Genomic DNA, 22,010 nt, shown 5'->3' with positions numbered 1-22,010 from the left:
GGTCGTCGAAGCGCGATGAACATCGTCGTACTCGTCAAGCAGGTGCCCGATTCGGGCGCGGACCGCAACCTGCGTACTGACGACAACACTGTCGACCGCGGTTCGGCGAACAACGTCATAAACGAGATGGACGAGTACGCCATCGAGGAGGCGTTGAAGATCAAGGAGGCGCACGGCGGCGAGGTGACCATCCTGACCATGGGTCCGGACCGGGCGACCGAGTCGATCCGCAAGGCGCTGTCGATGGGCCCGGACAAGGCGGTGCACGTGGTGGACGACGCCCTGCACGGCTCCTGCGCCGTCGCCACCTCGAAGGTGCTCGCCGCCGCGCTGGGGCAGCTCAACGCCGACCTGGTGCTCTGCGGCTCGGAGTCGACCGACGGGCGGGTGCAGGTGATGCCGCACATGCTCGCCGAGCGGCTGGGCATCGCGGCGCTGACCGGTGCCCGCAAGCTCACCGTCGACGGGGCCACCCTGACCGTGGAGCGGCAGACCGAGGAGGGCTACGAGGTGGTCACCGCCTCGACCCCGGCCATCGTCTCCGTCTGGGACACCATCAACGAGCCCCGGTACCCGTCGTTCAAGGGCATCATGGCCGCGAAGAAGAAGCCGGTGCAGACGCTCGCCCTGGCCGACCTGGGGGTGGCCGCGAACGAGGTCGGCTTCGACGGGGCGACGAGCGCCGTGGTCGAGCACAGCAAGCGTCCGCCGCGTTCGGGTGGCGTCAAGGTCACCGATGAGGGCTCCGGCGGCACGCAGCTCGTCGAGTTCCTCGCCACCGAGAAGTTCGTGTGAGGGGTGTGGGACATGTCTGAGGTTCTCGTCGTCGTCGAAGCCACCGCGGAGTTCGGCGTCAAGAAGGTCACCCTGGAGATGCTCACCCTCGCCCGGGAGCTGGGCACCCCGTCGGCGGTGGTGCTCGGCGGCACCGGTGCCGCCGAGGCGCTCGCCGGCAAGCTCGGCGAGTACGGCGCGGAGAAGATCTACGCGGCCGAGGGTGACGAGATCGACGGCTACCTGGTGGCGCCGAAGGCCACCGTGGTCGCCGACCTGGTCAAGCGGGTGCAGCCGGCCGCCGTGCTGCTCGCCTCCTCGCAGGAGGGCAAGGAGATCGCCGCCCGGCTGGCGGTCAAACTGGACAACGGCATCCTGACCGACGTGGTGGGTCTGGCCGCCGACGGCACCGCCACCCAGGTGGCCTTCGCCGGGTCGACGATCGTGAAGTCCAAGATCACCCGGGGCCTGCCGCTGGTCACCGTCCGGCCGAACTCGGTGAACCCGACGCCGGCCGCGGCCACCGCCACGGTCGAGCAGCTCACCGTTGCCGTCACCGACAGCGACAAGCTGGCCAAGGTCGTCGACCGGGTGGCCGAGCAGAAGGGTTCGCGCCCCGAGCTGACCGAGGCCGGCGTGGTCGTCTCCGGTGGTCGCGGCGTCGGCAACGCGGACAACTTCAAGCTGGTCGAGGAGCTGGCCGACCTGCTCGGCGGCGCCGTCGGTGCCTCCCGGGCCGCGGTCGACTCCGGCTTCTACCCGCACCAGTTCCAGGTGGGTCAGACCGGCAAGACGGTCTCTCCGCAGCTCTACGTGGCGCTGGGCATCTCCGGCGCGATTCAGCACCGGGCCGGCATGCAGACCTCGAAGACGATCGTCGCGGTCAACAAGGACGGCGAGGCGCCGATCTTCGAACTGGCCGACTTCGGGGTGGTCGGCGATCTGTTCAAGATCGTCCCGCAGGCCGCCGAGGAGATCCGCAAGCGCAAGTGAGTCGTACCCACACAGCCGCCGCCCGGAGTTCCGGGCGGCGGCTGTGTCGTCGGTGACACGAGGGAGCTGATCGGCGGGCCGGGGAGCTGAACCGGCCCGCCGATCAGCCCGTCAGGGAGCCCCGCAGGAGGCTGTCGCCGGAGTGGGCGGTGTCGTTGTCGAACGCCTCGGCCGAGACGTCGACGACCGAGTACCGCCCCAGGTCCACGTTCGGCGGTAGCGGCAGCAACACGTCGGAGCCGTCGCCGAGCACACCGACCGAGAACATCTCCATGTTCCGCGGGTTGATGAGCCAGACCTCGTAATACCCCGGTACGGCCGGGAGATTCGCCACGTGCAGGTGCAACTCGCCGCTGCCCAGCACGCGGGCGTCGCCCCGGGCCGCCGGCGGAGTCGAGCCGTACGCCGCCAGTGGCGCGCTGGCCAGCACCGTCGGCTCGGCGGGCGTACCGTCGCGCAGCACGGCGGCGGTGCCGATCACCCCGACGGTGGCGGCGGCGACCGCCGTGACCGCGATCGTCGCCAGGCGCGACAAGCGTCCGCGCCGCGACCGGCGGGACACCGGTGCCGGGCCGGTGCGGACCGGCTCGCTCGGGTCCGGCCGCTGCCGGTCGGCGGCGAGCCGGGGCAGTTCCTCCGCCGCCGTGATCTCGGCCATGATGCCCTGCCAGACGTGCTCCGGCGGGTCGGGTAGCTCGCGCAGCTCCTGACCGGCGGCACCGAGGCCGGCGACGTGGCGCAGGCTCTCCAACTCGGCCCGGCAGTGCGGGCAGGCGTCGAGATGGGTGCGGTCGGAGCTGCCCACCTCACTCTCACCGAGCGCCAGAAATACCAGCCGGTCGTGCTCCAGATGCTGCACCGTCCACCTCCCATCTGCGCTTCAGACTCGCCATGCCCCGCCGGATGTGACTCTTGACCGTGCCGAGCGGCACCCCGGTGATCGTCGCGATCTGCTGGTGGGTCAGGTCGTCGAAGAAGGCCAATTCCAGCATGCGTCGCTGTTCGTCCGGCAGCCGCGCCAGTTCGTCGGCCACCACCAGCCGGTCGACCACGGTGTCCGGGTCACTGCCGGCCGGTGCCGGCTCGGGCAGTTGGCGCACCGTCTCGACCACCCGGTTCTCTCGGGCGGCGGACCGGAGTCGGTCGATCACCTTGCGCCGGCCGATGCCCAGCAACCAGCCGACAAGCGAGCCCTTCGCCGGATCGAAGGTCTCCCGGCCGAGCCAGGCGGCGACGAACGTGGCCTGGGTCGCGTCCTCCGCGTCGCTGCGGTTCACGAGCGTGCTGGTGGCCAGGTGGAGAACGGCCCGACCGTAACGGTCGTACGCCTCACGCAGCGCCAGCTCGTCGCCGGTCCGGAAGCGGTGGGCCAGCTCGTCCTCGGGTGTGCCCGGTTGCTGCGGTACCCCGGTCACGGGGCGGTTCGCCTGGTTGGGGGCATGCCCGACTGTAGCTCGCACCGGCGCCGTCCCCTCTGTCAGCCCAGCGTCTCCTCGGCCTCTCTTCGTCCGCGTGGTGCCCGGCGGATGCGGTTGCGGCCGGAAAAAGAAAGTCGCTTCGGCCCGCATCCGGGCGGCGACGAGCCGGCGTAACTCGGGGTGCACAGCAAGCATGACGAAGTGGCACGAAACATCAGGAGGCAGACATGCAGTTCGCATACCTTCGCCGCGCCGCCGCTGGTGGCGCGGTCGCCGCGCTGACCTTCGTCGGCGCCGGCATCGCGACGGCGACCCCGGCGTACGCCGCCGATTCGAAGGTCTCCGTCGTGCACGGCATCCCGGACACCCCGGTCGACGTCTACGTCAACGGGGAGAAGACCCTGGAGAACTTCGAGCCCGGCGACGTGGCCGGTCCGCTGGACCTGCCCGAGGGGCAGTACGACCTAGCGCTGACCAGGCCGGGTGAGCCGATCGGCGAGGCCATCCTCACCGCCGACGATGCCGAGGTGCCCGGTGGGGCGAACATCAGCATCGCCGCCCACCTCGACGCCGACGGCGAGCCGACCATCACCCCCTTCGTCAACGACACCGCGAGGGTCGACGCCGGCAAGGCCCGGCTGATCGTCCGGCACACCGCCGCCGCGCCGGCCGTGGACGTGCGGGCCGGCGGCAGCCCGGTCTTCGAGGGCCTGACCAACCCGAACGAGGCCAAGGGCGATGTGGACGCCGGTAGCGTCTCGGCGGACGTGGTGCTCGCCGGCACCGACACCGTGGTGATCGGACCGGCCGACCTCAACCTGAGCGAGGGCACGGCGACGATCGTCTACGCCATCGGCTCCGCCGAGGCGGAGAACCTCGCCGTCGTGGCGCAGACCATCGACGGCCTGCACTCGGCGCCGTCCGGCGTGCCGAGCGGCACCGGCGGGCAGGCCGACACCGGTCTCGGTACCTGGTGGTACGCCCTGGCGGGCGCCGGGATCCTGCTGCTGGTCGCGGGTGGGGCGCGGGCGGCTGTCGTCCGGTCGGGTCGCCGGTGACCGTCGGCAACCGTGCGGCGCTGGCGGCGGTGGCCGCCGGCGCCGCCGCGCTCGCCGTCGCGACGGTCGTGGCGGTCGTCTCCAGGCCGGCGGGAAGCGTCGGCACCGAACAGGCCGCCGCCCTGGCCAGCCCCACTGCGGCGAGCACCGGACCGGTGGTGGCGGTGGCCCCGGGTGCGCTGCCCGACGACGCCGAACCGGTGCGCCCGGTCCGGCTGCGCATCCCGGCGATCGAGGTCACCGCGCGGGTCGACCCGGTCGGGGTCGACGAGCGCACCCAGGAGTTCGACGTGCCGCCGAGCGTCGACGAGATCGGTTGGTACCGCTACGGCCCCGGGCTGGCGGCCGAGTCCGGCTCGGTGGTGATCGCCGGGCACGTCGACAGCGCCGAGCAGGGCAAGGGTGCCTTCTACCGGCTGCGGGAACTGGCACCGGGGGACACCGTGACGGCCACCGGCGACGACGGGACCGAGCGGACCTACCGGGTGGTGGCCCGGGAGGAGTACGACAAGACGAAGATTCCGCTGGAGCGTTACTTCGCCCGCGACGGGCGGCCCCGCCTGACGCTCATCACCTGTGGCGGGCCGTTCGACGCCGAGGCTCGCCGCTACCGGGACAACATCGTGGTGACCGCGTCACCGGTCTGACGTCCCGCCAGGCAATCCGGTCTGCGGTCGGCACCGGAGTGGTCGTTAGGCTGAACCGTGATGGCTTACCTGGATCATGCCGCGACCACTCCGATGCTCGACGAGGCACTGGAGTCGTACGTCGCGACCGCCCGCGAGGTCGGCAACGCGTCTTCCCTGCACGCGTCCGGCCGGCGCGCCCGTCGGCGGGTGGAGGAGTCGCGGGAGCGGGTGGCCGCCGCGCTGGGCGCCCGGCCGTCGGAAGTGATCTTCACTGGTGGTGGCACCGAGAGTGACAACCTCGCGGTGAAGGGCATCTTCTGGGCGCGCCGGGCCGCCGACACCGGGCGGCGCCGGGTGATCTCCAGTGCCGTCGAACACCACGCCGTGCTCGACGCGGTGGGGTGGCTGGACCGGCACGAGGGCGCCGAGGTGGGCTGGCTGCCCGTCGACGGGGCCGGCCGGCTGCACCCGGACGCACTCCGTACCGAGCTGGCCGAACACGGCGACCAGGCGGCGCTGGTCACCGCCATGTGGGCCAACAACGAGGTCGGCACCGTCCAGCGGATCAGTGAGCTGGCCGCCGTGGCCGCCGAGTACGGTGTGCCGTTCCACACCGACGCCATCCAGGCGGTCGGGCAGGTGCCTGTCGACTTCGCCGCCAGCGGCGTCGCCGCGCTCACCGTGACCGGCCACAAGCTCGGTGGCCCGGTCGGGGTCGGCGCGTTGCTGCTCGGCCGGGACGTGCCGGCGGTACCGCTGCTGCACGGTGGTGGACAGGAACGGGACGTGCGTTCCGGCACCCTCGACGCGGCCGGCATCGTCGCCTTCGCGGTCGCCGTCGAGACGACAGTCAAGGGCCAGCAGGAGTACGCGGCCGGGCTGGCCGCGCTTCGTGACGACCTGGTGCGGCGGGTCCGCCAGGCGGTCCCCGAGGTGGTCTTCAACGGCGACCCGACCGATCGGCTGCCCGGCAACGCGCACTTCTCCTTTCCCGGCTGCGAGGGGGACGCGCTGCTGCTCCTGCTGGACGCCCAGGGCATCGCCTGCTCGACCGGCTCGGCCTGTTCGGCCGGGGTGGCGCAGCCGTCCCACGTGCTGCTGGCGATGGGCGCGGACGACGACCGGGCCCGTTCGTCGCTGCGCTTCTCCCTCGGCCACACCAGCACCACCGCCGACGTCGACGCGCTCATCGCCGCGCTACCGGGCGCCGTGGAACGGGCCCGGCGGGCGGCGGCACCGCGTACGCCCCGTTGAGCCGGTACCGGGCGGGGATAGGCTCGGTGGGAAGGGAGAGTGGTCCGGGTGAGGGTGTTGGCGGCGATGTCCGGCGGCGTGGATTCCGCCGTGGCGGCGGCGCGGGCGGTGCAGGCCGGGCATGACGTGACCGGCGTGCACCTGGCGTTGGCCCGCAACCCGCAGACCTACCGCACGGGCGCCCGGGGCTGCTGCACCCTGGAGGACTCGCGGGACGCCCGGCGCGCCGCCGACGTGCTCGGCATTCCGTTCTACGTCTGGGACATGGCCGACCGCTTCCACGCCGACGTGGTCGACGACTTCGTCGCCGAGTACGCGGCGGGGCGTACCCCCAACCCGTGCCTGCGCTGCAACGAGAAGATCAAGTTCGCCGCGGTGCTGGACCGGGCGGTCGCCCTGGGGTTCGATGCGGTGGTCACCGGTCACCACGCCCGGCTCGGCCCCGACGGTCTGCTGCGCCGCAGCGTCGACGCGGCCAAGGACCAGTCGTACGTGCTGGCCGTGCTCACCCGCGAGCAGTTGGACCGCTCGATCTTCCCGCTCGGCGACTCGACGAAGGCACAGGTTCGGCAGGAGGCCGCCGAGCGTGGGCTCGCCGTCGCCGACAAGCCGGACTCGCACGACATCTGCTTCATCGCCGACGGTGACACCCGGGGTTTCCTGGCCCAGCGCCTCGGCGAGACGCCCGGCGACGTGGTCGACGCGAGCACCGGCGCGGTGGTGGGACAGCACGCCGGGGCGTACGCGTACACCGTCGGTCAGCGGCGCGGTCTGCACCTGGACCGGCCGGCCCCGGACGGCCGGCCCCGCTACGTGCTCTCCATCACGCCGAAGACGAACACCGTCACCGTCGGCCCGGCGGAGGCGCTGGAGGTCGCCACGGTGCGGGCCACCCGCCCGGTGTGGACCGGCGGGCCGCGACCCGACGGTCCGTTCGAGTGCGAGGTGCAGCTACGTGCCCACGGCGTCGTGGTGCCCGCCACCGTCACGGTGGCCGGCGACACCCTCCACGCCGACCTGCGCCACCCGGTGCGCGGCGTGGCCGCCGGCCAGGCCATCGTCGCCTACCACCCCGACCCCGCCGGCGACATCGTCCTAGCCTCCGCCACCATCACCGACTGACCGCCCCTCGGCCCTCGGCCCTCGGTGGAGTATCGGTCGCGGCTTGCGGCATGTCGGGCCTTCCCGTCGCCCTGATCGCCCGACATGCCGCAAGCCGTGACCTCGGTGCGGGACCGATCGCGGGAGGTACCCTGCGGCGGTGAGTGATCTGGGGTTGCCATGGGGGGTGGGTGCGGCGACGGGAGTGGGGTCGCTGCCGGGGACTGACATCGCCGAGGCGCAGCGGATCGTCCTCGGTGAGCTGCCCGCCCTGCCTCATCTGGCGGAGCTGCCGGCCCGGGGGCCGGGTGCCGACATGATCGGTCGCACCGGTGGCCTGCTTGTGGAGTTGCCGGTCGAGCTGTACGCGGCGCGGTGGCGGGTGGCGCCGCGTCCCGGCCGCGACCTGCGCCGGGCCCGCGACCTGATGGAACGCGATCTGGACCAGCTCGCCGAGCAGGCCGAGGAGTACGCCGGCCCACTCAAGATCCAGGCGGCCGGCCCGCTGACCCTGGCCGCCTCGATCGAGCTGCCGATCGGCGGCCGGATGCTGCGCGACCCCGGCGCGCTGCGGGATCTGGCCGGCTCGCTGGCCGAAGGGCTGCGCGGCCACGTCGAGGCGGTGACCCGCCGGCTGCCGCGCGCCGCGGTGCTGCTCCAACTGGACGAACCGTCCCTGCCGGCGGCGCTGGCCGGGCGGATCCCCACCGAGAGTGGCCTCGGTGCCTACCGGGCGGTGGAGTCGGTCGATGCCCGTGCGCTGCTGAGCACGGTGATCGAGGCGGTGGGGGTGCCGACCGTGGTGCACTGCTGCGCCCCGGACGTGCCGCTGGAGCTGCTCCGCTCCGCCGGAGCGATCGGTGTCGCCCTCGACCTGAGCCTGCTCAGCGACCTCGACCCGCTCGGTGAGGCGCTCGACGCCGGGTTCGGGCTGCTGGCCGGTGCCGCGCCGACGACGCCGGGCGGTCGCGCGCCGACCTCCGCCGACCTCGCCGGCCGGGTACGCACTCTCTGGGACCGCCTCGGGTTTCCGCGCCGCCGGCTCGCCGAGCAGGTGGTGGTGACCCCCGCCTGTGGCCTGGCCGGAGCGGACGCCGCATACGCCCGGGCCGTCCTCACGGCCTGCCGGGACGCCGGCCGCCGACTGTCCGAGGAGTGAGGTTTCCCGTCGTACCCACGGGGCACGATGCTCGCCATGATTGGACAGTTGCGTTCGACGGTGATCGACTGTCCCGACCCGCGTGCGCTTGCCGGCTTCTACTCGGAGCTGCTCGGCCTGCCGCTGATCGAGGACAACTCCGACGGCAACGACTGGGTGGTGCTCGGCGGCCCGCCCGGCCACCTGCCCCGCCTGGCCTTCCAGCGGGCCCCCGAGCTGCGCCCGCCGGCCTGGCCCGACCCGGAGCGTCCCCAGCAGTTCCACCTCGACGTGACGGTGACCGACATCGAGGCGGCGGAGCAGGCGGCCCTGGCCCTGGGCGCCCGCCGGCTACCCGGCGAGGGCGAGGGCTTCCGGGTCTACGCCGACCCGGCCGGCCACCCGTTCTGCCTCTGCTGGGACTGATCGCCGGCCTGCCGGTGCCGACCCCAGCCGGGCCGGCAGGCCGACCGTGGTGGTCCGACCGGCCGCTCCGCGGACTTGCGGGCGACAGGCATCATCGCCTCCATGATCAGTGCTGCACCCCAGCGCGCCGCCGGCTCGCTCTTCGGGCTTGCCTTCGGTGACGCGCTCGGCAAACCGACCGAGTTCCTCACCGTCGCCGAGATCGACCACCGGTACGGACCTTCCGGCCCCCGCGAGCTGATCGGTGATCCGGCACTTGTCACCGACGACACGCAGATGGCGTTGGCGGTGGGCTGGGCGCTGCACGACGCGCCGACGTATACCGCCGAGGCGGTGCAGCCGCTGCTGCGCCGCCGCTTCCTGGACTGGGCGGCCAGCCCGGACAACAACCGCGCGCCGGGGATGACCTGCCTTCGGGCCTGCGCCGAACTGTCCCGGGGGCTGCCCTGGCAGCAGGCCACCGAGGCCGGCTCGAAGGGGTGTGGCGCGAACATGCGGGTCACCCCGGTGGGGCTGCTCGACGTCGGCCTGGACACCCTCGCCGGGCTCGCCCAACTCCAGGCCGGCCTGACCCACGGACACCCGACCGGGCTGGCGGCGAGCGAGCTGACCGCGTACGCCGTGCGGCTGCTCGTCGACGGTGCTCCGCTGGCCGATCTCCCCGGCCTGCTCACCGCCCGGGCCCGGCAGCAGCGCACGGTCTACCGGGCCGACTGGCTCGGTGACCTGTGGCAACGGCCGGGCGAGCGGACGCCGGAGGAGTTCATCGCCCGTGGCTGGGACGAGTGCCTCCTGGCGCTGGGTCGACTCGACGCGGCCCTGGCCGCCCCGGACGACGGCGACGACCCGTGTCGGCTCACGGGTGAGGGCTGGATCGCCGAGGAAGCGCTCGCGGCAGCCCTGTACTGCGCACTGCGGCACCCGGACGCCCCGGTCGACGCGCTGGCTCGGGGCGCGCGGAGCGCCGGAGACTCCGACTCGATCGCCGCCCTCGCCGGAGCCTTCGTCGGCGCGGCCAACGGGATGGCCGGCTGGCCGGCGGGCTGGGCCGGCCGGATCGAGTACGCCGATCAACTCGCCGCGCTGGCCGCACGGTTGTCCCACCCGGGGGATACCGTGCGGGGGTAGCACGATCACGGGAGGTCGACAGCGGTGTCCGGAGGCGGCAGGGTGTCGGAGGAAGCGGTTCCCCAGCAGGTCGATGCGGCGCAGGAGGCCGCCGGTCCCGAGCCGACGCCGCAGGCGCGGGAGCGGCACACCACGCTCAGCCAGGAGCTGACCGAGCACCAGTACCGCTACTACGTCCTCGACGCCCCGACCGTCTCCGACGCCGACTTCGACCGCCAACTACGCGAGCTGGAGGCGCTGGAGGCGGAGTTCCCGGCGCTGCGCACCCCGGATTCACCGACCCAGCGGGTCGGCGGCACGTTCTCCACCGACTTCACCCCGGTCGCGCACGCCGAACGGATGATGTCGCTGGACAACGCCTTCGCCGACGAGGAGCTGGCCGCCTGGGCGGAGCGGGTCGAGCGGGACGCCGGTGGTCCGGCACCTTATCTGTGCGAGCTGAAGGTCGACGGGTTGGCGATCAACCTCACCTACGAAGGCGGCCGGCTGGTCCGCGCGGCCACCCGCGGCGACGGCCGCACCGGCGAGGACGTCACCGCCAACGTACGCAGCATCCGGGACGTGCCGGGTCGGCTGACCGACTCGTCGGAGTTCGGGCCGCCCCCCGATTTCATCGAGGTGCGGGGCGAAATTTACTTTCCGGTGGCCGCCTTCGCCGACCTGAACGCCGGTCTGGTCGAGCAGGGCAAGGCGCCGTTCGCCAACCCGCGCAACGCCGCCGCCGGCAGCCTGCGGCAGAAGGATCCGCGGATCACCGCCTCCCGACCGCTGCGCCTGGTGGTGCACGGCATCGGCGCCCGCCGCGGCTTCCAGCCGGCCACCCAGTCCGAGTCGTACTCGGCCCTGCGGGCGTGGGGGCTGCCCACCAGCGACCGCTGGCGGGTGGTGCCCGACCTGGCCGGCGTCCGGGACTACATCGCGCACTACGCGGCGCACCGACACGACGTCGAGCACGAGATCGACGGGGTGGTGGTGAAGGTCGACCCGGTGCCGATCCAGGGCCGGCTGGGTTCGACCAGCCGGGCACCACGCTGGGCGATCGCTTTCAAGTATCCGCCAGAGGAGGTGAACACCACCCTGCTCGACATCGAGGTCGAGGTCGGGCGGACCGGTCGGGTCACGCCACGGGCGGTGCTCCAGCCGGTCCGGGTGGCCGGCTCCACCGTCGAGTACGCGACCCTGCACAACGCCCGCGAGGTCGAGCGCAAGGGGGTCCTGATCGGCGACACGGTGGTGATCCGCAAGGCCGGAGACGTGATCCCCGAGGTGCTCGGGCCGGTGGTCGACCTGCGCCCGCCGGACGCCCGAGCGTTCGTCATGCCGACCACCTGCCCGGCCTGCGGGACGCCACTCGCGCCCGCGAAGGAGGGCGACGTCGACATCCGGTGCCCCAATTCGCGCAGTTGCCCGGCGCAGTTGCGGGAGCGGGTTTTCCACCTGGCCGGGCGGGGCGCCTTCGACATCGAGGCGCTCGGCTACAAGAGCGGCGCCGCGCTGCTCGACGCGCAGATCATCACCGACGAGGGTGACCTGTTCTCGCTCGACGCCGAGCGGCTGGCCCGTGCGCCGTTCTTCGTCAACAAGGACGGCAGCCTCGGTAGCAACGCCGTGAAGCTGCTCGACAATCTCGCCACGGCCCGGGAGCGCGACCTGTGGCGGGTGCTGGTGGCCCTGTCCATCCGGCACGTCGGGCCAACCGCCGCGCAGGCGTTGGCCCGACACTTCCGCTCCGTCGAGGCGGTCGACCAGGCTACCGAGGAGGAACTCTCCTCAGTCGACGGTGTCGGCCCGACCATCGCCGCCAGCATCCGCGAGTGGTTCGCCGTCGACTGGCACCGCGAGGTGGTCCGCAAGTGGGCCGAGGCGGGTGTCCGCATGGCGGAGGAGGCGGTAGAGGAGGGGCCACGCCCGCTGGAGGGGGTGACCGTGGTGGTGACCGGCACGCTCGGCGGCTTTTCCCGGGACCAGGCGGCGGAGGCGATCCAGTCCCGGGGCGGCAAGGTCAGCGGCTCGGTGTCGAAGAAGACCGGCTTCGTGGTGGTGGGCGACAACCCCGGCACCAAGGCGGACAAGGCGGCCAGCCTCAAGGTGCCCGTGCTCGACGAGGAGGGCTTTCGGGTGCTCCTCGACGCCGGCCCCGAGGCAGCCCGGCAGGTGGCCCGCGTCGAGGAGTGACGATCTTTACGACACACCGCCGGATACCAACTTAATTACGACTACGACCGGTTCGTGACTGTCGCGCCGGGTAAGTGGGCGGTCAGGGCGTTTCATTGGGGCACGGCGCGTGAAACCACGGGCCGGTCTCGTGCCGGGAGGTGTGATGGAGTCGCCCGATCCGCGCAACCTCGTCCCGCCCGGGCGGACCGCGCAGTTCTCCACCTTCGTCGCGGCCGTGCTCGCGGTGGCCGTGCTCGTCTCGACCAGCGGGCTGGTGTCGTTCGTTTCGGCCCTGCCCGACCTGCCGGCGGCGTTCTGGACGATGGCGGTGCTCGCCGTGACCTGCGACGCGCGGCCCTTCCTGCCGCCCGGCCGGGGGCAGTCCTCCTCGGCCGTCTTCCCCTCGACCTGCTTCACCTTCGCGATCCTGCTCGGCTGGGGGCTCGGCCCCGCGGTCGCGGTGCAGGCGGTCGCCGTGGTGGTGTCCGGGATCCGGATGCGGCACGCACCCTGGCGGACGGCCTTCAACGCCGGGCAGTACGCCTGCTCACTGGCGGCGGCGTACGCGATCACCCGGCTCGGCCCCGGCGGCATCTACGACGGCGCGGCGCTGGGCTGGACCGACATCGTCGCGGTCGGCGGCGCCGGGGTCGCCTGGTTCGCGGTCAACTACGGCCTGGTCACCGCGGCGGTGCGACTTCGCTTCGGGGAGCGATGGTGGCCCAACGCTTGGCACGGCCTGCCCTTCGAGCTGCTCTCCACCGGGTCGTTGCTGCTACTCGCGCCGGTGCTGGTCACCGCCGCCAGAGCCAGCGCCGCCCTGGTGCCGTTGGTGCTGGTGCCGCTGTTCGCGGTCTACCGGATGGCCCGGCTCACCGTGGAGCAGCATCAGTTGGCCGCACTCGATCCGCTCACCGGCCTGCCCAACCGCAAGGCGTTGCTGGCGGAGGTCAACGAGCAGGTGCACCGGCACGCGGAGCGTGCCGCCCGAGGAGAGCCCGCGACGCGCCTCGCCCTGCTGCTCATCGACCTGGACCGGTTCAAGAACGTCAACGACGCGCTCGGCCATGCGGTCGGCGACCGGCTGCTGGTGAAGGTGAGCGCCCGGCTGACCGACGTGGTCGCGCCGCCGCAGATGGTCGCCCGGCTCGGTGGCGACGAGTTCGCGATCGTGATGACCGGGCTCAGCGAGGTCGGCGAGGCCCGTACGCTGGCCGACCAGGTCGTCCAGGCGCTCGCCGAGCCGGTGCCGCTGGATGGGCTGCCACTGGACGTCGGTGGGTCGATCGGCATCGCCCTGTTTCCCGACCACGGCGAGGACTTCGCCACCCTGATGCGGCACGCGGACGTGGCGATGTACGACGCGAAGCACCGCAACGACACGGTCGCCGTCTACACCGCCGAGTCCGACCACAACTCCGCCGAACGGTTGGGGCTGCTTGCTGACCTGCGCCGGGTGTTGGAGGTCGGTTCGCCGGGACGAGCCGACGGGTCCGCGCCGGCCGACGTGACCACCGTTCGCGGCGGCGACGGCGCGGTGCTGCCCACCCCTGCGCCGCTTGCGGAGCCGACCGGTGTCAGCTGGTGGAGCCGGCGGCGACGTCGTCCCCGGGCGGTGCACCACAATGACGAGCTGATCGCGCGGATCATCACCGGTGCCGATCCGACCCTGCGTCGGGCGGGCGGGGACGTGGGGTCGGCTGCTGCGACGGACCGTGGCGTGGGGTGGCCCGGGACGCCCGTCGATGGCCAGCCGCACTCCGGTGACGGTGCAGCGGATCCGACGACGCCGACCGCCGACACCCGCCCCGGTGCCGAACCGGACGCCGACGCGGGCGAGATCATGATGTATTACCAGCCGCAGGTCGCCATCGCCACCGGCGAGGTGGTCGGGGTGGAGGCCCTGCTGCGCTGGCGGCACCCACGCCGGGGGATGGTCGACCCGGAGGAGCTGATCCGGGTCGCCGAGCAGAGCGCGGTGATGCGGCTGCTCACCCGCCGGGTGGTCGACGACGTGGTGGAGCAGCTCGCCAAGTGGTCGGCGGCCGGCCTCGGGCTGCGGGCGGCGTTGAACGTCAGCGTGCGGGACCTGCACACCGGCGAGATCGCCGACCAGATCGCCGACCGGCTCGCCCGCTACGGCGTGGCACCGCAGCGACTGCAACTGGAGATCACCGAGGGCGCGCTGATGGCCGACCCGCGTCGGGTGCTGACCACCATCACCCGGCTGCACCGGATCGGGGTGGGCATCGCGCTGGACGACTTCGGCACCGGTTACTCCAGCCTTCAACACCTGCGCCGACTGCCGCTGTCGGAGGTGAAGGTCGACCGCTCGTTCGTCCTCGGCATGACCGAGGACGCCGACGACGCGGCGATCGTCCGCTCCACCATCGAGCTGGCCAAGGCGCTGGGGCTGCGGGTGGTGGCCGAGGGCGTGGAGGACGAGCGGACCTGGCGGATGCTGCACGTGGCCGGCTGCGACGCCGCCCAGGGCTGGTTCTACGCCCGGCCGATGCCGGCGGAGGAACTGGTCGCCTGGCTGGCCCGGTACCGCCCGCTGCGCCCACTCGGCGGCCACGACGAGGCGGAGATTCCGCGCCGGCACGCCCGCTGATCCCAGCGGTTCCGGCACCCGCGCCGGTCCGGCCGCGCCGTGCGTCGGGCGCGGGCCCGGTCGGACGCACGGGGAGGCGGCAACGGCCAGCCGGGCGGGAAACAATAGACTCGCAGCGGTCACCGCGTGTCGCGTACCCGGCAGCGGTGGGCGCAGGTCAGGCAGACGCAGCACAGCCACGAAGGGGGCACCGATGGCCGCCATCTCCCGCGAGGAGGTCGCGCACCTCGCGCGACTGTCGCGGCTCGCCGTGACAGAGGAGGAGCTGGGCACCTTCGCCGGCCAGCTCGACGTGATCCTCCAAGCGGTCGCGCAGGTGGGCGAGGTCGCCGCCGCGGACATCCCGCCGACCTCGCACTCGGTACCGCTGACGAACGTGCTCCGCGAGGACGTCGTGACGCCGTGCCTGACGCCCGAGGAAGCGTTGTCGGGTGCCCCCGACGCGGAGGAGCAGCGGTTCCGCGTACCGCGGATCCTGGACGAGGATGTGGCCTCATGACCGACGTCACCGCAATGACCGCGACGCAGATCGCCGGGCTGGTCGCCACCGGCGCGGCCTCCGCGGTCGAGGTCACCCAGGCCCACCTGGACCGGATCGCGGCCGTGGACGGCCGGGTCAACGCCTTCCTGCACGTCGACACCGAGGGCGCGCTGGCCGCCGCCCGCGACGTCGACGCCCGTCGGGCGGCCGGCGAGGAACTGGGGCCGCTGGCCGGTGTGCCGGTCGCGGTCAAGGACGTCCTCACCACCAAGGGGGTGCCGACCACCGTCGGGTCGAAGATCCTTGAGGGCTGGCGTCCGCCGTACGACTCGACGATCGTGCAGCGGCTGCGCGCCGCCGGCACGGTGATGCTCGGCAAGACCAACATGGACGAGTTCGCGATGGGCTCCTCCACGGAATACTCGGCGTACGGGCCGAGCCGCAACCCGTGGGACACCGACCGCATCCCGGGTGGTTCCGGTGGCGGAAGCGCGGCGGCGCTCGCCGCGTACGAGGCGCCGTTGGCGATCGGTTCGGATACCGGTGGCTCGATCCGCCAGCCGGGCGCGGTCACCGGCACCGTCGGCGCGAAGCCCACCTACGGCGGCACCTCCCGGTACGGGCTGGTGGCCTTCTCCTCCTCGCTGGACACCCCTGGCCCGTGCGCGCGTACCGTGCTCGACGCGGCGTTGCTGCACGCGGCGATCGGCGGGCACGACCCGCGTGACTCCACCTCCATCCCGGCCCCGGTGCCGGACGTGGTGGCCGCGGCGAAGCTCGGCGCGACCGGTGACCTGAGCGGGGTGCGGCTGGGCATCGTCACCGAGTTCGGCGGCGAGGGCGCGGAGCCGGGCGTGACGGCCGCCTTCAACGAGGCCGTCGACACGCTGACCAAGCTCGGCGCGGAGATCGTCGAGATCTCCTGCCCGCACTTCCGCTACGCGCTGCCGGCGTACTACCTGATCGCGCCCAGCGAGTGCTCCTCGAACCTGGCGCGCTTCGACGGCGTCCGGTTCGGGTTGCGGACCGGCGACGACGGCAACCGGTCGCTGGAGGAGGTCATGTCGCTGACCCGGGAGGCCGGCTTCGGCCCCGAGGTCAAGCGGCGCATCATGCTCGGCACGTACGCGCTCTCCTCGGGCTACTACGACGCCTACTACGGGCAGGCGCAGAAGGTGCGTACGCTGATCACCCGCGACTTCACCGCGGCGTTCGAGCGGGTCGACGCGCTGATCTCGCCGACCACCCCGTTCGTCGCCTTCCCGCTCGGCGCGCGCACCTCCGACCCGTACCAGATGTACCTGGCCGACCTGTTCACCATCCCGAGCAACCTGTACGGCGGGCCGGGCATCTCGGTGCCGTGCGGGCTCTCGGAAGGGCTGCCGGTCGGCCTGCAGGTGATGGCCCCGACGCTGGCCGACGACCGGATGTACCGGGTCGCCGCCGCGCTGGAGAGCGCGGTCGGCACGCTCACGCCACCGACCATGTGATCGATCGTGCGCAGGCGGCCGACCGTCGCCCGCGCACGGCATCGTCGCCCCGCCCGGCGCGGCCACTCGGCCGCGCCGGGCGCGGTTGCGTTGGCCCGACACACTGGTCACCGTTCGGGTAATTGCCCGTCACCAACCTTCCTGTTTTGATGACCACCAGTCGGCTGGACCGGCTGGTCGCTGGCGAACGCGAGCCGTTCTGATCAGACCTGGATGTGCGATGAAGACACTGCGCCCGGTCATGGCCCTGACGATGGTGCTCGCGTTGCTGCTGGGCACCGCATCCCCGGCCGTGGCGGTGGCCGTCACCATCACCTCGGGCGCGCCCCGGTCGCCGATGGTTCTGGGGCAGGTGTACGCGATCCACACCGTCGAGGCGACGGGTGGCACGGAGCCGTACCGGTTGTCGGTGAGTGCGGGCAGCCTGCCGCCGGGCATGCTGGTGGTCGGCACCTCGCTCGGGGGGTCGCCGACCATGGCGGGCACCTACGCCTTCACCCTGCGGATGACCGACGCGGCCGACCAGTTCGCCGAGCAGAACGCCACCATCGAGGTACGCGAACCCACGATCGAGATCACCTCGGGCGCGCCCCGGTCGCCGATGGTTCTGGGGCAGGTGTACGCGATCCACACCGTCGAGGCGACGGGTGGCACGGAGCCGTACCGGTTGTCGGTGAGTGCGGGCAGCCTGCCGCCGGGCATGCTGGTGGTCGGCACCTCGCTCGGGGGGTCGCCGACCACGGCCGGCACCTACCCCGCCACCCTGCGAATGACCGACAAGAACGGCTTCTTCGGCGAGCAGGACGTCACCATCGTCGTCGCCGAGCCCGCGACCGCGACCCCCACGGCGACCCCGACCGGTCCGAGCCCCACCCCGACCGGTCCGAGCGCCACCCCGACCGGTCCGAGCGCCACCCCGACCGGTCCGAGCGCCACCCCGACCGGTCCGAGCGCCACCCCGACCGGTCCGAGCGCCACCCCGACCGCGCCCACGGCCACGCCGACCCCGGTCGACCCGACCTCGACGCCGTCGACGAGCCCTGCGGCGCCGGTCCCGTCACCGTCCAAGACGAGCGGGGCGTGGCTGCCCGTCACCGGCTCGAACTCGACAATCGTTCTGCTGTCGCTGGGCGTGCTGGCGTTCTCCATCGGCGGGATCCTGCTCGTGGTGACCTTCAACCGTCGTCGGCGGTTCAGCACACCCGAGTGACACCCGGGTGACGCCCGGCCGAGACGTGCCAGGCCGAGCGGTTAGGCTTGGCGGCGTTGTGTCCGGATGCCGCCGTGGGCCGGCTACCGCCTGCAAAGCTGGAGTTCTCATGACCACGACGCTGCCCGCGTACGACGAGGTCGTCGCGCGCTACGAGCCGGTGATCGGCCTGGAGACCCACGTCGAGCTGGGCACGAACACCAAGATGTTCTGCGGCTGCCCGACCGACTTCGGCGGCGAGCCGAACACCCGCGTCTGCCCGGTCTGCCTGGGACTGCCCGGCTCGCTGCCGGTGGCGAACAAGGCGGCGATCGAGGCGACCATCCGGATCGGCCTGGCGCTGAACTGCTCCATCGCGACGTGGTGCCGGTTCGCCCGGAAGAACTACTTCTACCCGGACATGCCGAAGAACTTCCAGATCAGCCAGTACGACGAGCCACTCTGCGTCGACGGCTACCTGGACGTCGAGGTCAACGGCGAAACGGTGCGGATCGGCATCGAGCGGGTGCACCTGGAGGAGGACACCGGCAAGACGCTGCACGTCGGCGGTGCCACCGGCCGGATCCACGGCGCGACCGAGTCGCTCGTCGACTACAACCGGGCCGGCATCCCGCTGGTGGAGATCGTCACCAAGCCGATCCCGGGTACCGGGGCGCTGGCGCCCGAGGTGGCTCGCGCGTACGTCACCGAGCTGCGGGACGTGCTCCGCTCGCTGGGCGTCTCCGACGTACGGATGGAGGAAGGCTCGCTGCGGTGTGATGTGAACACCTCACTGAACCTGCCCGGCGAGGAGTGGGGCACCCGCACCGAGACCAAGAACGTCAACTCGCTGCGGTCGGTCGAGCGGGCGGTCCGCTCCGAGATGCTGCGTCAGGCCGCCGTCCTCGACGCCGGTGGCCGGATCACCCAGGAGACCCGGCACTTCCACGAGGACACCGGGGACACCACCCCCGGCCGGTCCAAGGAGACCGCCACCGACTACCGGTACTTTCCGGAGCCGGACCTGGTCCCTCTCGCGCCGGATCCGGCCTGGGTGGCGGAGCTGAAGGCTGCCCTGCCGGAGCTGCCCCGGCTGCACCGCCGTCGCCTCCAGGAGGCGTGGGGACTGTCCGATCTCGACATGCAGTCGGTGCTCAACGCCGGTGCGGTCGAGCTGATCGAGGCCACCGTGGCGGCCGGTGCGACGCCCGCCGCCGCCCGGAAGTGGTGGCTGGGTGAGCTGTCCCGGCGGGCCAACGAGACGGGTGTGGAACTGGCCGACATCGGGGCCACCCCGGCCCAGGTCGCCGAGCTTCAGGGCCTGGTCGACGCCGGCAAGCTCAACGACAAGCTGGCCCGTACGGTCCTGGAGGGCGTGGTCGCCGGTGAGGGCTCGCCGACCGAGATCATGACCAACCGCAAGCTGGAGGTCGTCTCCGACACCGGCGCGCTCACCGCTGCGGTGGACGAGGCGATCGCCGCCAACCCGGCCATCGCCGACAAGGTCCGCAGCGGGAAGGTAGCCGCCGCCGGCGCCCTCGTCGGCGCGGTCATGAAGACCACCCGAGGCCAGGCCGACGCCCAGACCGTCCGCACCCTGATCCTGGACCGCCTCGGCGTCCAGGCCTGACCAACGAGGTGTACCACCCCTCGCGAGGGCGTCAATGGGGACGTCCTGGATGGAGTTCCAGCGTGGACCAGCGTGATCTTGATGTTCTTGATGAGATTCAGCGGCGGGTGTTGTGGCTCGCGACGCGGATCGTGGACGCGGCGAACCATGACCGGGGTGCTGGGGACGGGGTGAAGGTCGGTGGGCATCAGGCGTCGAGCGCCTCGCTCGTCTCCGCGATGACCGCGCTGTGGTTCGCCCACCTGGACGCCGAGGACCGGGTGGCGGTCAAGCCGCACGCCTCCCCGGTCTTCCACGCCATCCAGTACCTGCTCGGCAACCTCGACCGGTCGTACCTGCCCCGGCTGCGGGCACGGGGCGGACTCCAGTCGTACCCGTCGCGGACGAAGGACCCGGACGAGGTGGACTTCTCCACCGGCTCGGTGGGGCTCGGTGCCGCCGCACCGCTGTTCGCCGCGGTGACCCGGCGCTACGTCGACGCCCACTTCGGGGCGCGGCCGCACTCCCGGTTCGTCGCCCTGATCGGTGACGCCGAGCTGGACGAGGGCAACATCTGGGAGGCCGTCGCCGACCCGGCCACCACCGGGCTCGGCAACGTCATGTGGGTGGTCGACTTCAACCGGCAGTCGCTGGACCGGGTCGTCCCGGGGGTGCGGATCGACCAGTGGCGCGGCCAGTTCGAGGCCGCCGGCTGGCACGTCGTCGAGGTGAAGTACGGTCGCCGGCTCGCCGAGGCGTACGACCGGCCGGGCGGGGCGGCGCTGCGCGAGTGGATCGACGCGATGCCGAACGAGCAGTACCAGTCGCTGTTCGGGCTGACCGGCCCGGCGCTGCGCAAGCAGTTCCTGGACGGTGCCCCCGAAGGCATCGCGGAGTTGATCGCCGACGTCTCGGACGCCGATCTCGGCCCGCTCGTCACCGACCTGGGCGGGCACGACCTGGCGGCGCTGCTCGACGCGTACGCCCAGTGCGACGCGGTGACCGACCGGCCGAGCGTGGTGTTCGCGTACACCGTCAAGGGGTGGGGGTTGCCGATCGCCGGCAACCCGCGCAACCACTCCGCCCTGCTGACCGGCGAGCAGGTCGACGCGTTGCGCGTCGCGCAGGGGCTGACCCGGGACACCGAGTGGGACCGGCTCGACCCGGCGTCCCCGGCCGGGATCCGGGCCGGGCAGCGTCGGGAGGCGCTGTCCCGCGCGCCCCGCGAGCGTGTGCTGGGGGTCACCGTGCCCCAGGCCACGAACGTACGCGCCAACAAGCCGATCTCCACGCAGGAGGTCTTCGGCCGGGTGCTCGTCGACCTGGCTCGTGACCCGCAGGTGGGCCGGTACCTCGTCACCACCGCACCGGACGTGGCCACCTCCACCAACCTGGCCGGGTTCATCAACAAGACCGGCGTGTTCGCGCCGACCGCCCAGCGGTCCTGGTCCGAGGACCGGATGCTGCGTTGGACGGAGAGCCCCGAGGGTCAGCACATCGAGCTGGGCATCTCCGAGATGAACCTGTTCCTGCTGCTCGGCCAGCTCGGCCTGGCGTGGGACCTGTCCGGGCAGCCGCTGCTGCCGGTCGGCACCGTCTACGACCCGTTCGTGCTGCGCGGGCTCGACGCCTTCCTGTACGGCACCTACTCCGGTGCCCGCTTCGTCGTCGCGGGTACCCCGTCCGGGATCACCCTCGCCCCGGAGGGCGGCGCCCACCAGTCGACGATCACTGCCAGCGTGGGCCTGGAGCTGCCCGGGGTGACCTTCGTCGAGCCCGCGTACGCGGCAAGCCTCGACTGGCTGCTCTGCGACGCCTTCGGGCACATCGCCGGTACGACCCGGGCGACGCCGACGGCGGTGCCGGCCGAGGACGGGGCGTACTACTTCCGGCTCAGCACCCGGCCGGTGGACCAGGCACCCTTCGAGGCGGCCCGGGCCCGGCTCGGTGACGCGGTGCTGCGCCGGCAGGTGCTCGCCGGGGCGTACCGCCTGGTCGACGCCCACCAGGCGTACCCGCACCTGGCCGACGCGCCGACGGTGCAGCTGGCCGCCTCCGGGGCGGTGCTGCCCGAGGTGCTGGCTGCGGCGGCGGAACTGGCCGACGAGGGAGTCGCCGCCCACGTGGTGGACGTGACAAGTCTGGACCGCCTCTACCGGGCGTGGCAGCGCACGCTGCGTCAGGGCGTACGCACGGCGACCGTGCCGAGCGTGCCGGGCGCGCTGCGGTCCGCCTTCGCCGACCGGGTACCGGTGGTGACCGTGCACGACGCCGCCTCACACGCGATGGCCTGGCTCGGCTCGGCGGTCGGAGCCCCCGCGGTTCCGCTCGGCGTCGACGAGTTCGGCCAGTCCGGCAGCGTCCATGACCTCTACGCCCTGCACGACCTGCTCCCCGGCAGCATCGTCAACGCCGCCCTCGCCGCCCTCTCCCTCCGCTGACCCACCCCATTCCCTGGTTGATCATGAAGTTGTTGTCACCGGTGAGCGCTCTCCCGAGCAACAACTTCATGATCACCCAGGGAATGGGGTGGGTCAGCGGAGGGAGAGGG

General features: G+C 72.5%; 18 protein-coding genes. 16 read left to right on the top strand and 2 right to left on the bottom strand.

The window, feature by feature from the left end:
* The first annotated feature begins 15 nt into the window (after positions 1-15).
* Positions 16-795 (top strand): electron transfer flavoprotein subunit beta/FixA family protein, encoded by a 780-nt coding sequence (locus KBX00_RS28375; RefSeq protein ID WP_210831123.1) that lies wholly within the window; start codon positions 16-18, stop codon positions 793-795.
* A gap of 12 nt (positions 796-807) precedes the next feature.
* A complete protein-coding gene (locus KBX00_RS28370) occupies positions 808-1,767 on the top strand; it encodes an electron transfer flavoprotein subunit alpha/FixB family protein (protein ID WP_210831122.1) in 960 nt (319 codons plus the stop codon).
* A gap of 103 nt (positions 1,768-1,870) precedes the next feature.
* Here KBX00_RS28370 and KBX00_RS28365 read toward each other — a convergent pair whose 3' ends face one another.
* Positions 1,871-2,626 (bottom strand): anti-sigma factor domain-containing protein, encoded by a 756-nt coding sequence (locus tag KBX00_RS28365; RefSeq protein ID WP_210831121.1) that lies wholly within the window; start codon positions 2,624-2,626, stop codon positions 1,871-1,873.
* A complete protein-coding gene (locus tag KBX00_RS28360; RefSeq protein WP_210831120.1) occupies positions 2,580-3,182 on the bottom strand; it encodes an RNA polymerase sigma factor in 603 nt (200 codons plus the stop codon). Before KBX00_RS28360 ends, KBX00_RS28365 begins: the two co-directional genes overlap by 47 nt.
* Before the next feature lie 230 nt (positions 3,183-3,412).
* On the opposite strand from KBX00_RS28360, the gene KBX00_RS28355 reads away from it, so the two are divergent.
* The 14 genes from KBX00_RS28355 (at position 3,413) to KBX00_RS28290 (ending at position 21,900) form a co-directional block, all read left to right on the top strand.
* Positions 3,413-4,243, top strand: a complete 831-nt coding sequence (locus KBX00_RS28355; RefSeq protein ID WP_210831119.1) for a DUF4397 domain-containing protein — start codon at positions 3,413-3,415, stop codon at positions 4,241-4,243.
* Positions 4,240-4,890, top strand: coding sequence for a class F sortase (locus tag KBX00_RS28350; RefSeq protein WP_210831118.1), 651 nt, complete (start codon positions 4,240-4,242; stop codon positions 4,888-4,890). Before KBX00_RS28355 ends, KBX00_RS28350 begins: the two co-directional genes overlap by 4 nt.
* A gap of 60 nt (positions 4,891-4,950) precedes the next feature.
* The gene (locus KBX00_RS28345) at positions 4,951-6,126 is read left to right on the top strand and encodes a cysteine desulfurase family protein (protein ID WP_210831117.1); all 1,176 of its coding nucleotides are present in this window, start codon (positions 4,951-4,953) and stop codon (positions 6,124-6,126) included.
* Positions 6,127-6,174: 48 nt separating this feature from the next.
* On the top strand, positions 6,175-7,248 hold the full coding sequence (gene mnmA / locus KBX00_RS28340) for a tRNA 2-thiouridine(34) synthase MnmA (protein WP_210831116.1): 1,074 nt from the start codon (positions 6,175-6,177) through the stop codon (positions 7,246-7,248).
* A 139-nt stretch (positions 7,249-7,387) separates the two neighbouring features.
* Positions 7,388-8,386, top strand: coding sequence for a methionine synthase (locus KBX00_RS28335; RefSeq protein ID WP_210831115.1), 999 nt, complete (start codon positions 7,388-7,390; stop codon positions 8,384-8,386).
* 36 nt (positions 8,387-8,422) lie between these two features.
* Positions 8,423-8,791, top strand: coding sequence for a VOC family protein (locus KBX00_RS28330; RefSeq protein ID WP_210831114.1), 369 nt, complete (start codon positions 8,423-8,425; stop codon positions 8,789-8,791).
* 102 nt (positions 8,792-8,893) lie between these two features.
* Complete coding sequence (locus KBX00_RS28325; protein ID WP_210831113.1) at positions 8,894-9,919, top strand: ADP-ribosylglycohydrolase family protein; 1,026 nt, start codon at positions 8,894-8,896, stop codon at positions 9,917-9,919.
* A gap of 42 nt (positions 9,920-9,961) precedes the next feature.
* A complete protein-coding gene (gene ligA / locus KBX00_RS28320) occupies positions 9,962-12,094 on the top strand; it encodes an NAD-dependent DNA ligase LigA (RefSeq protein WP_210831112.1) in 2,133 nt (710 codons plus the stop codon).
* Positions 12,095-12,239: 145 nt separating this feature from the next.
* On the top strand, positions 12,240-14,690 hold the full coding sequence (locus KBX00_RS28315; RefSeq protein WP_210831111.1) for a bifunctional diguanylate cyclase/phosphodiesterase: 2,451 nt from the start codon (positions 12,240-12,242) through the stop codon (positions 14,688-14,690).
* Positions 14,691-14,883: 193 nt separating this feature from the next.
* On the top strand, positions 14,884-15,189 hold the full coding sequence (gene gatC / locus KBX00_RS28310; protein ID WP_203992906.1) for an Asp-tRNA(Asn)/Glu-tRNA(Gln) amidotransferase subunit GatC: 306 nt from the start codon (positions 14,884-14,886) through the stop codon (positions 15,187-15,189).
* Complete coding sequence (gene gatA / locus KBX00_RS28305; RefSeq protein ID WP_210831110.1) at positions 15,186-16,661, top strand: Asp-tRNA(Asn)/Glu-tRNA(Gln) amidotransferase subunit GatA; 1,476 nt, start codon at positions 15,186-15,188, stop codon at positions 16,659-16,661. The genes gatC and gatA overlap by 4 nt, the downstream gene beginning before the upstream one ends.
* A 220-nt stretch (positions 16,662-16,881) precedes the next feature.
* Complete coding sequence (locus tag KBX00_RS28300; RefSeq protein WP_210831109.1) at positions 16,882-17,871, top strand: LPXTG cell wall anchor domain-containing protein; 990 nt, start codon at positions 16,882-16,884, stop codon at positions 17,869-17,871.
* Between the two features lie 109 nt (positions 17,872-17,980).
* A complete protein-coding gene (gene gatB / locus KBX00_RS28295) occupies positions 17,981-19,480 on the top strand; it encodes an Asp-tRNA(Asn)/Glu-tRNA(Gln) amidotransferase subunit GatB (protein ID WP_210831108.1) in 1,500 nt (499 codons plus the stop codon).
* 62 nt (positions 19,481-19,542) lie between these two features.
* Positions 19,543-21,900: a pyruvate dehydrogenase gene (locus tag KBX00_RS28290; RefSeq protein ID WP_210831107.1), complete on the top strand. Its 2,358-nt coding sequence runs from the start codon at positions 19,543-19,545 to the stop codon at positions 21,898-21,900.
* Positions 21,901-22,010 lie beyond the last annotated feature (110 nt).

The sequence above is a fragment of the Micromonospora sp. C95 genome, assembly GCF_018070465.1.
Taxonomy (GTDB): domain Bacteria; phylum Actinomycetota; class Actinomycetes; order Mycobacteriales; family Micromonosporaceae; genus Micromonospora.
This window is presented reverse-complemented; position numbering and strand designations above follow the sequence as displayed.

Bases quoted from the DNA above. Each gene is read 5' to 3' on its own strand.
- KBX00_RS28345 (WP_210831117.1), top strand. From the start codon at position 4,951: ATGGCTTACCTGGATCATGCCGCGACCACTCCGATGCTCGACGAGGCA.
- KBX00_RS28370 (WP_210831122.1), top strand. From the start codon at position 808: ATGTCTGAGGTTCTCGTCGTCGTCGAAGCCACCGCGGAGTTCGGCGTC.
- gatB (WP_210831108.1), top strand. From the start codon at position 17,981: ATGACCACGACGCTGCCCGCGTACGACGAGGTCGTCGCGCGCTACGAG.
- KBX00_RS28300 (WP_210831109.1), top strand. From the start codon at position 16,882: ATGAAGACACTGCGCCCGGTCATGGCCCTGACGATGGTGCTCGCGTTG.
- KBX00_RS28355 (WP_210831119.1), top strand. From the start codon at position 3,413: ATGCAGTTCGCATACCTTCGCCGCGCCGCCGCTGGTGGCGCGGTCGCC.
- KBX00_RS28325 (WP_210831113.1), top strand. From the start codon at position 8,894: ATGATCAGTGCTGCACCCCAGCGCGCCGCCGGCTCGCTCTTCGGGCTT.
- KBX00_RS28315 (WP_210831111.1), top strand. From the start codon at position 12,240: ATGGAGTCGCCCGATCCGCGCAACCTCGTCCCGCCCGGGCGGACCGCG.
- gatC (WP_203992906.1), top strand. From the start codon at position 14,884: ATGGCCGCCATCTCCCGCGAGGAGGTCGCGCACCTCGCGCGACTGTCG.
- KBX00_RS28330 (WP_210831114.1), top strand. From the start codon at position 8,423: ATGATTGGACAGTTGCGTTCGACGGTGATCGACTGTCCCGACCCGCGT.
- gatA (WP_210831110.1), top strand. From the start codon at position 15,186: ATGACCGACGTCACCGCAATGACCGCGACGCAGATCGCCGGGCTGGTC.
- KBX00_RS28375 (WP_210831123.1), top strand. From the start codon at position 16: ATGAACATCGTCGTACTCGTCAAGCAGGTGCCCGATTCGGGCGCGGAC.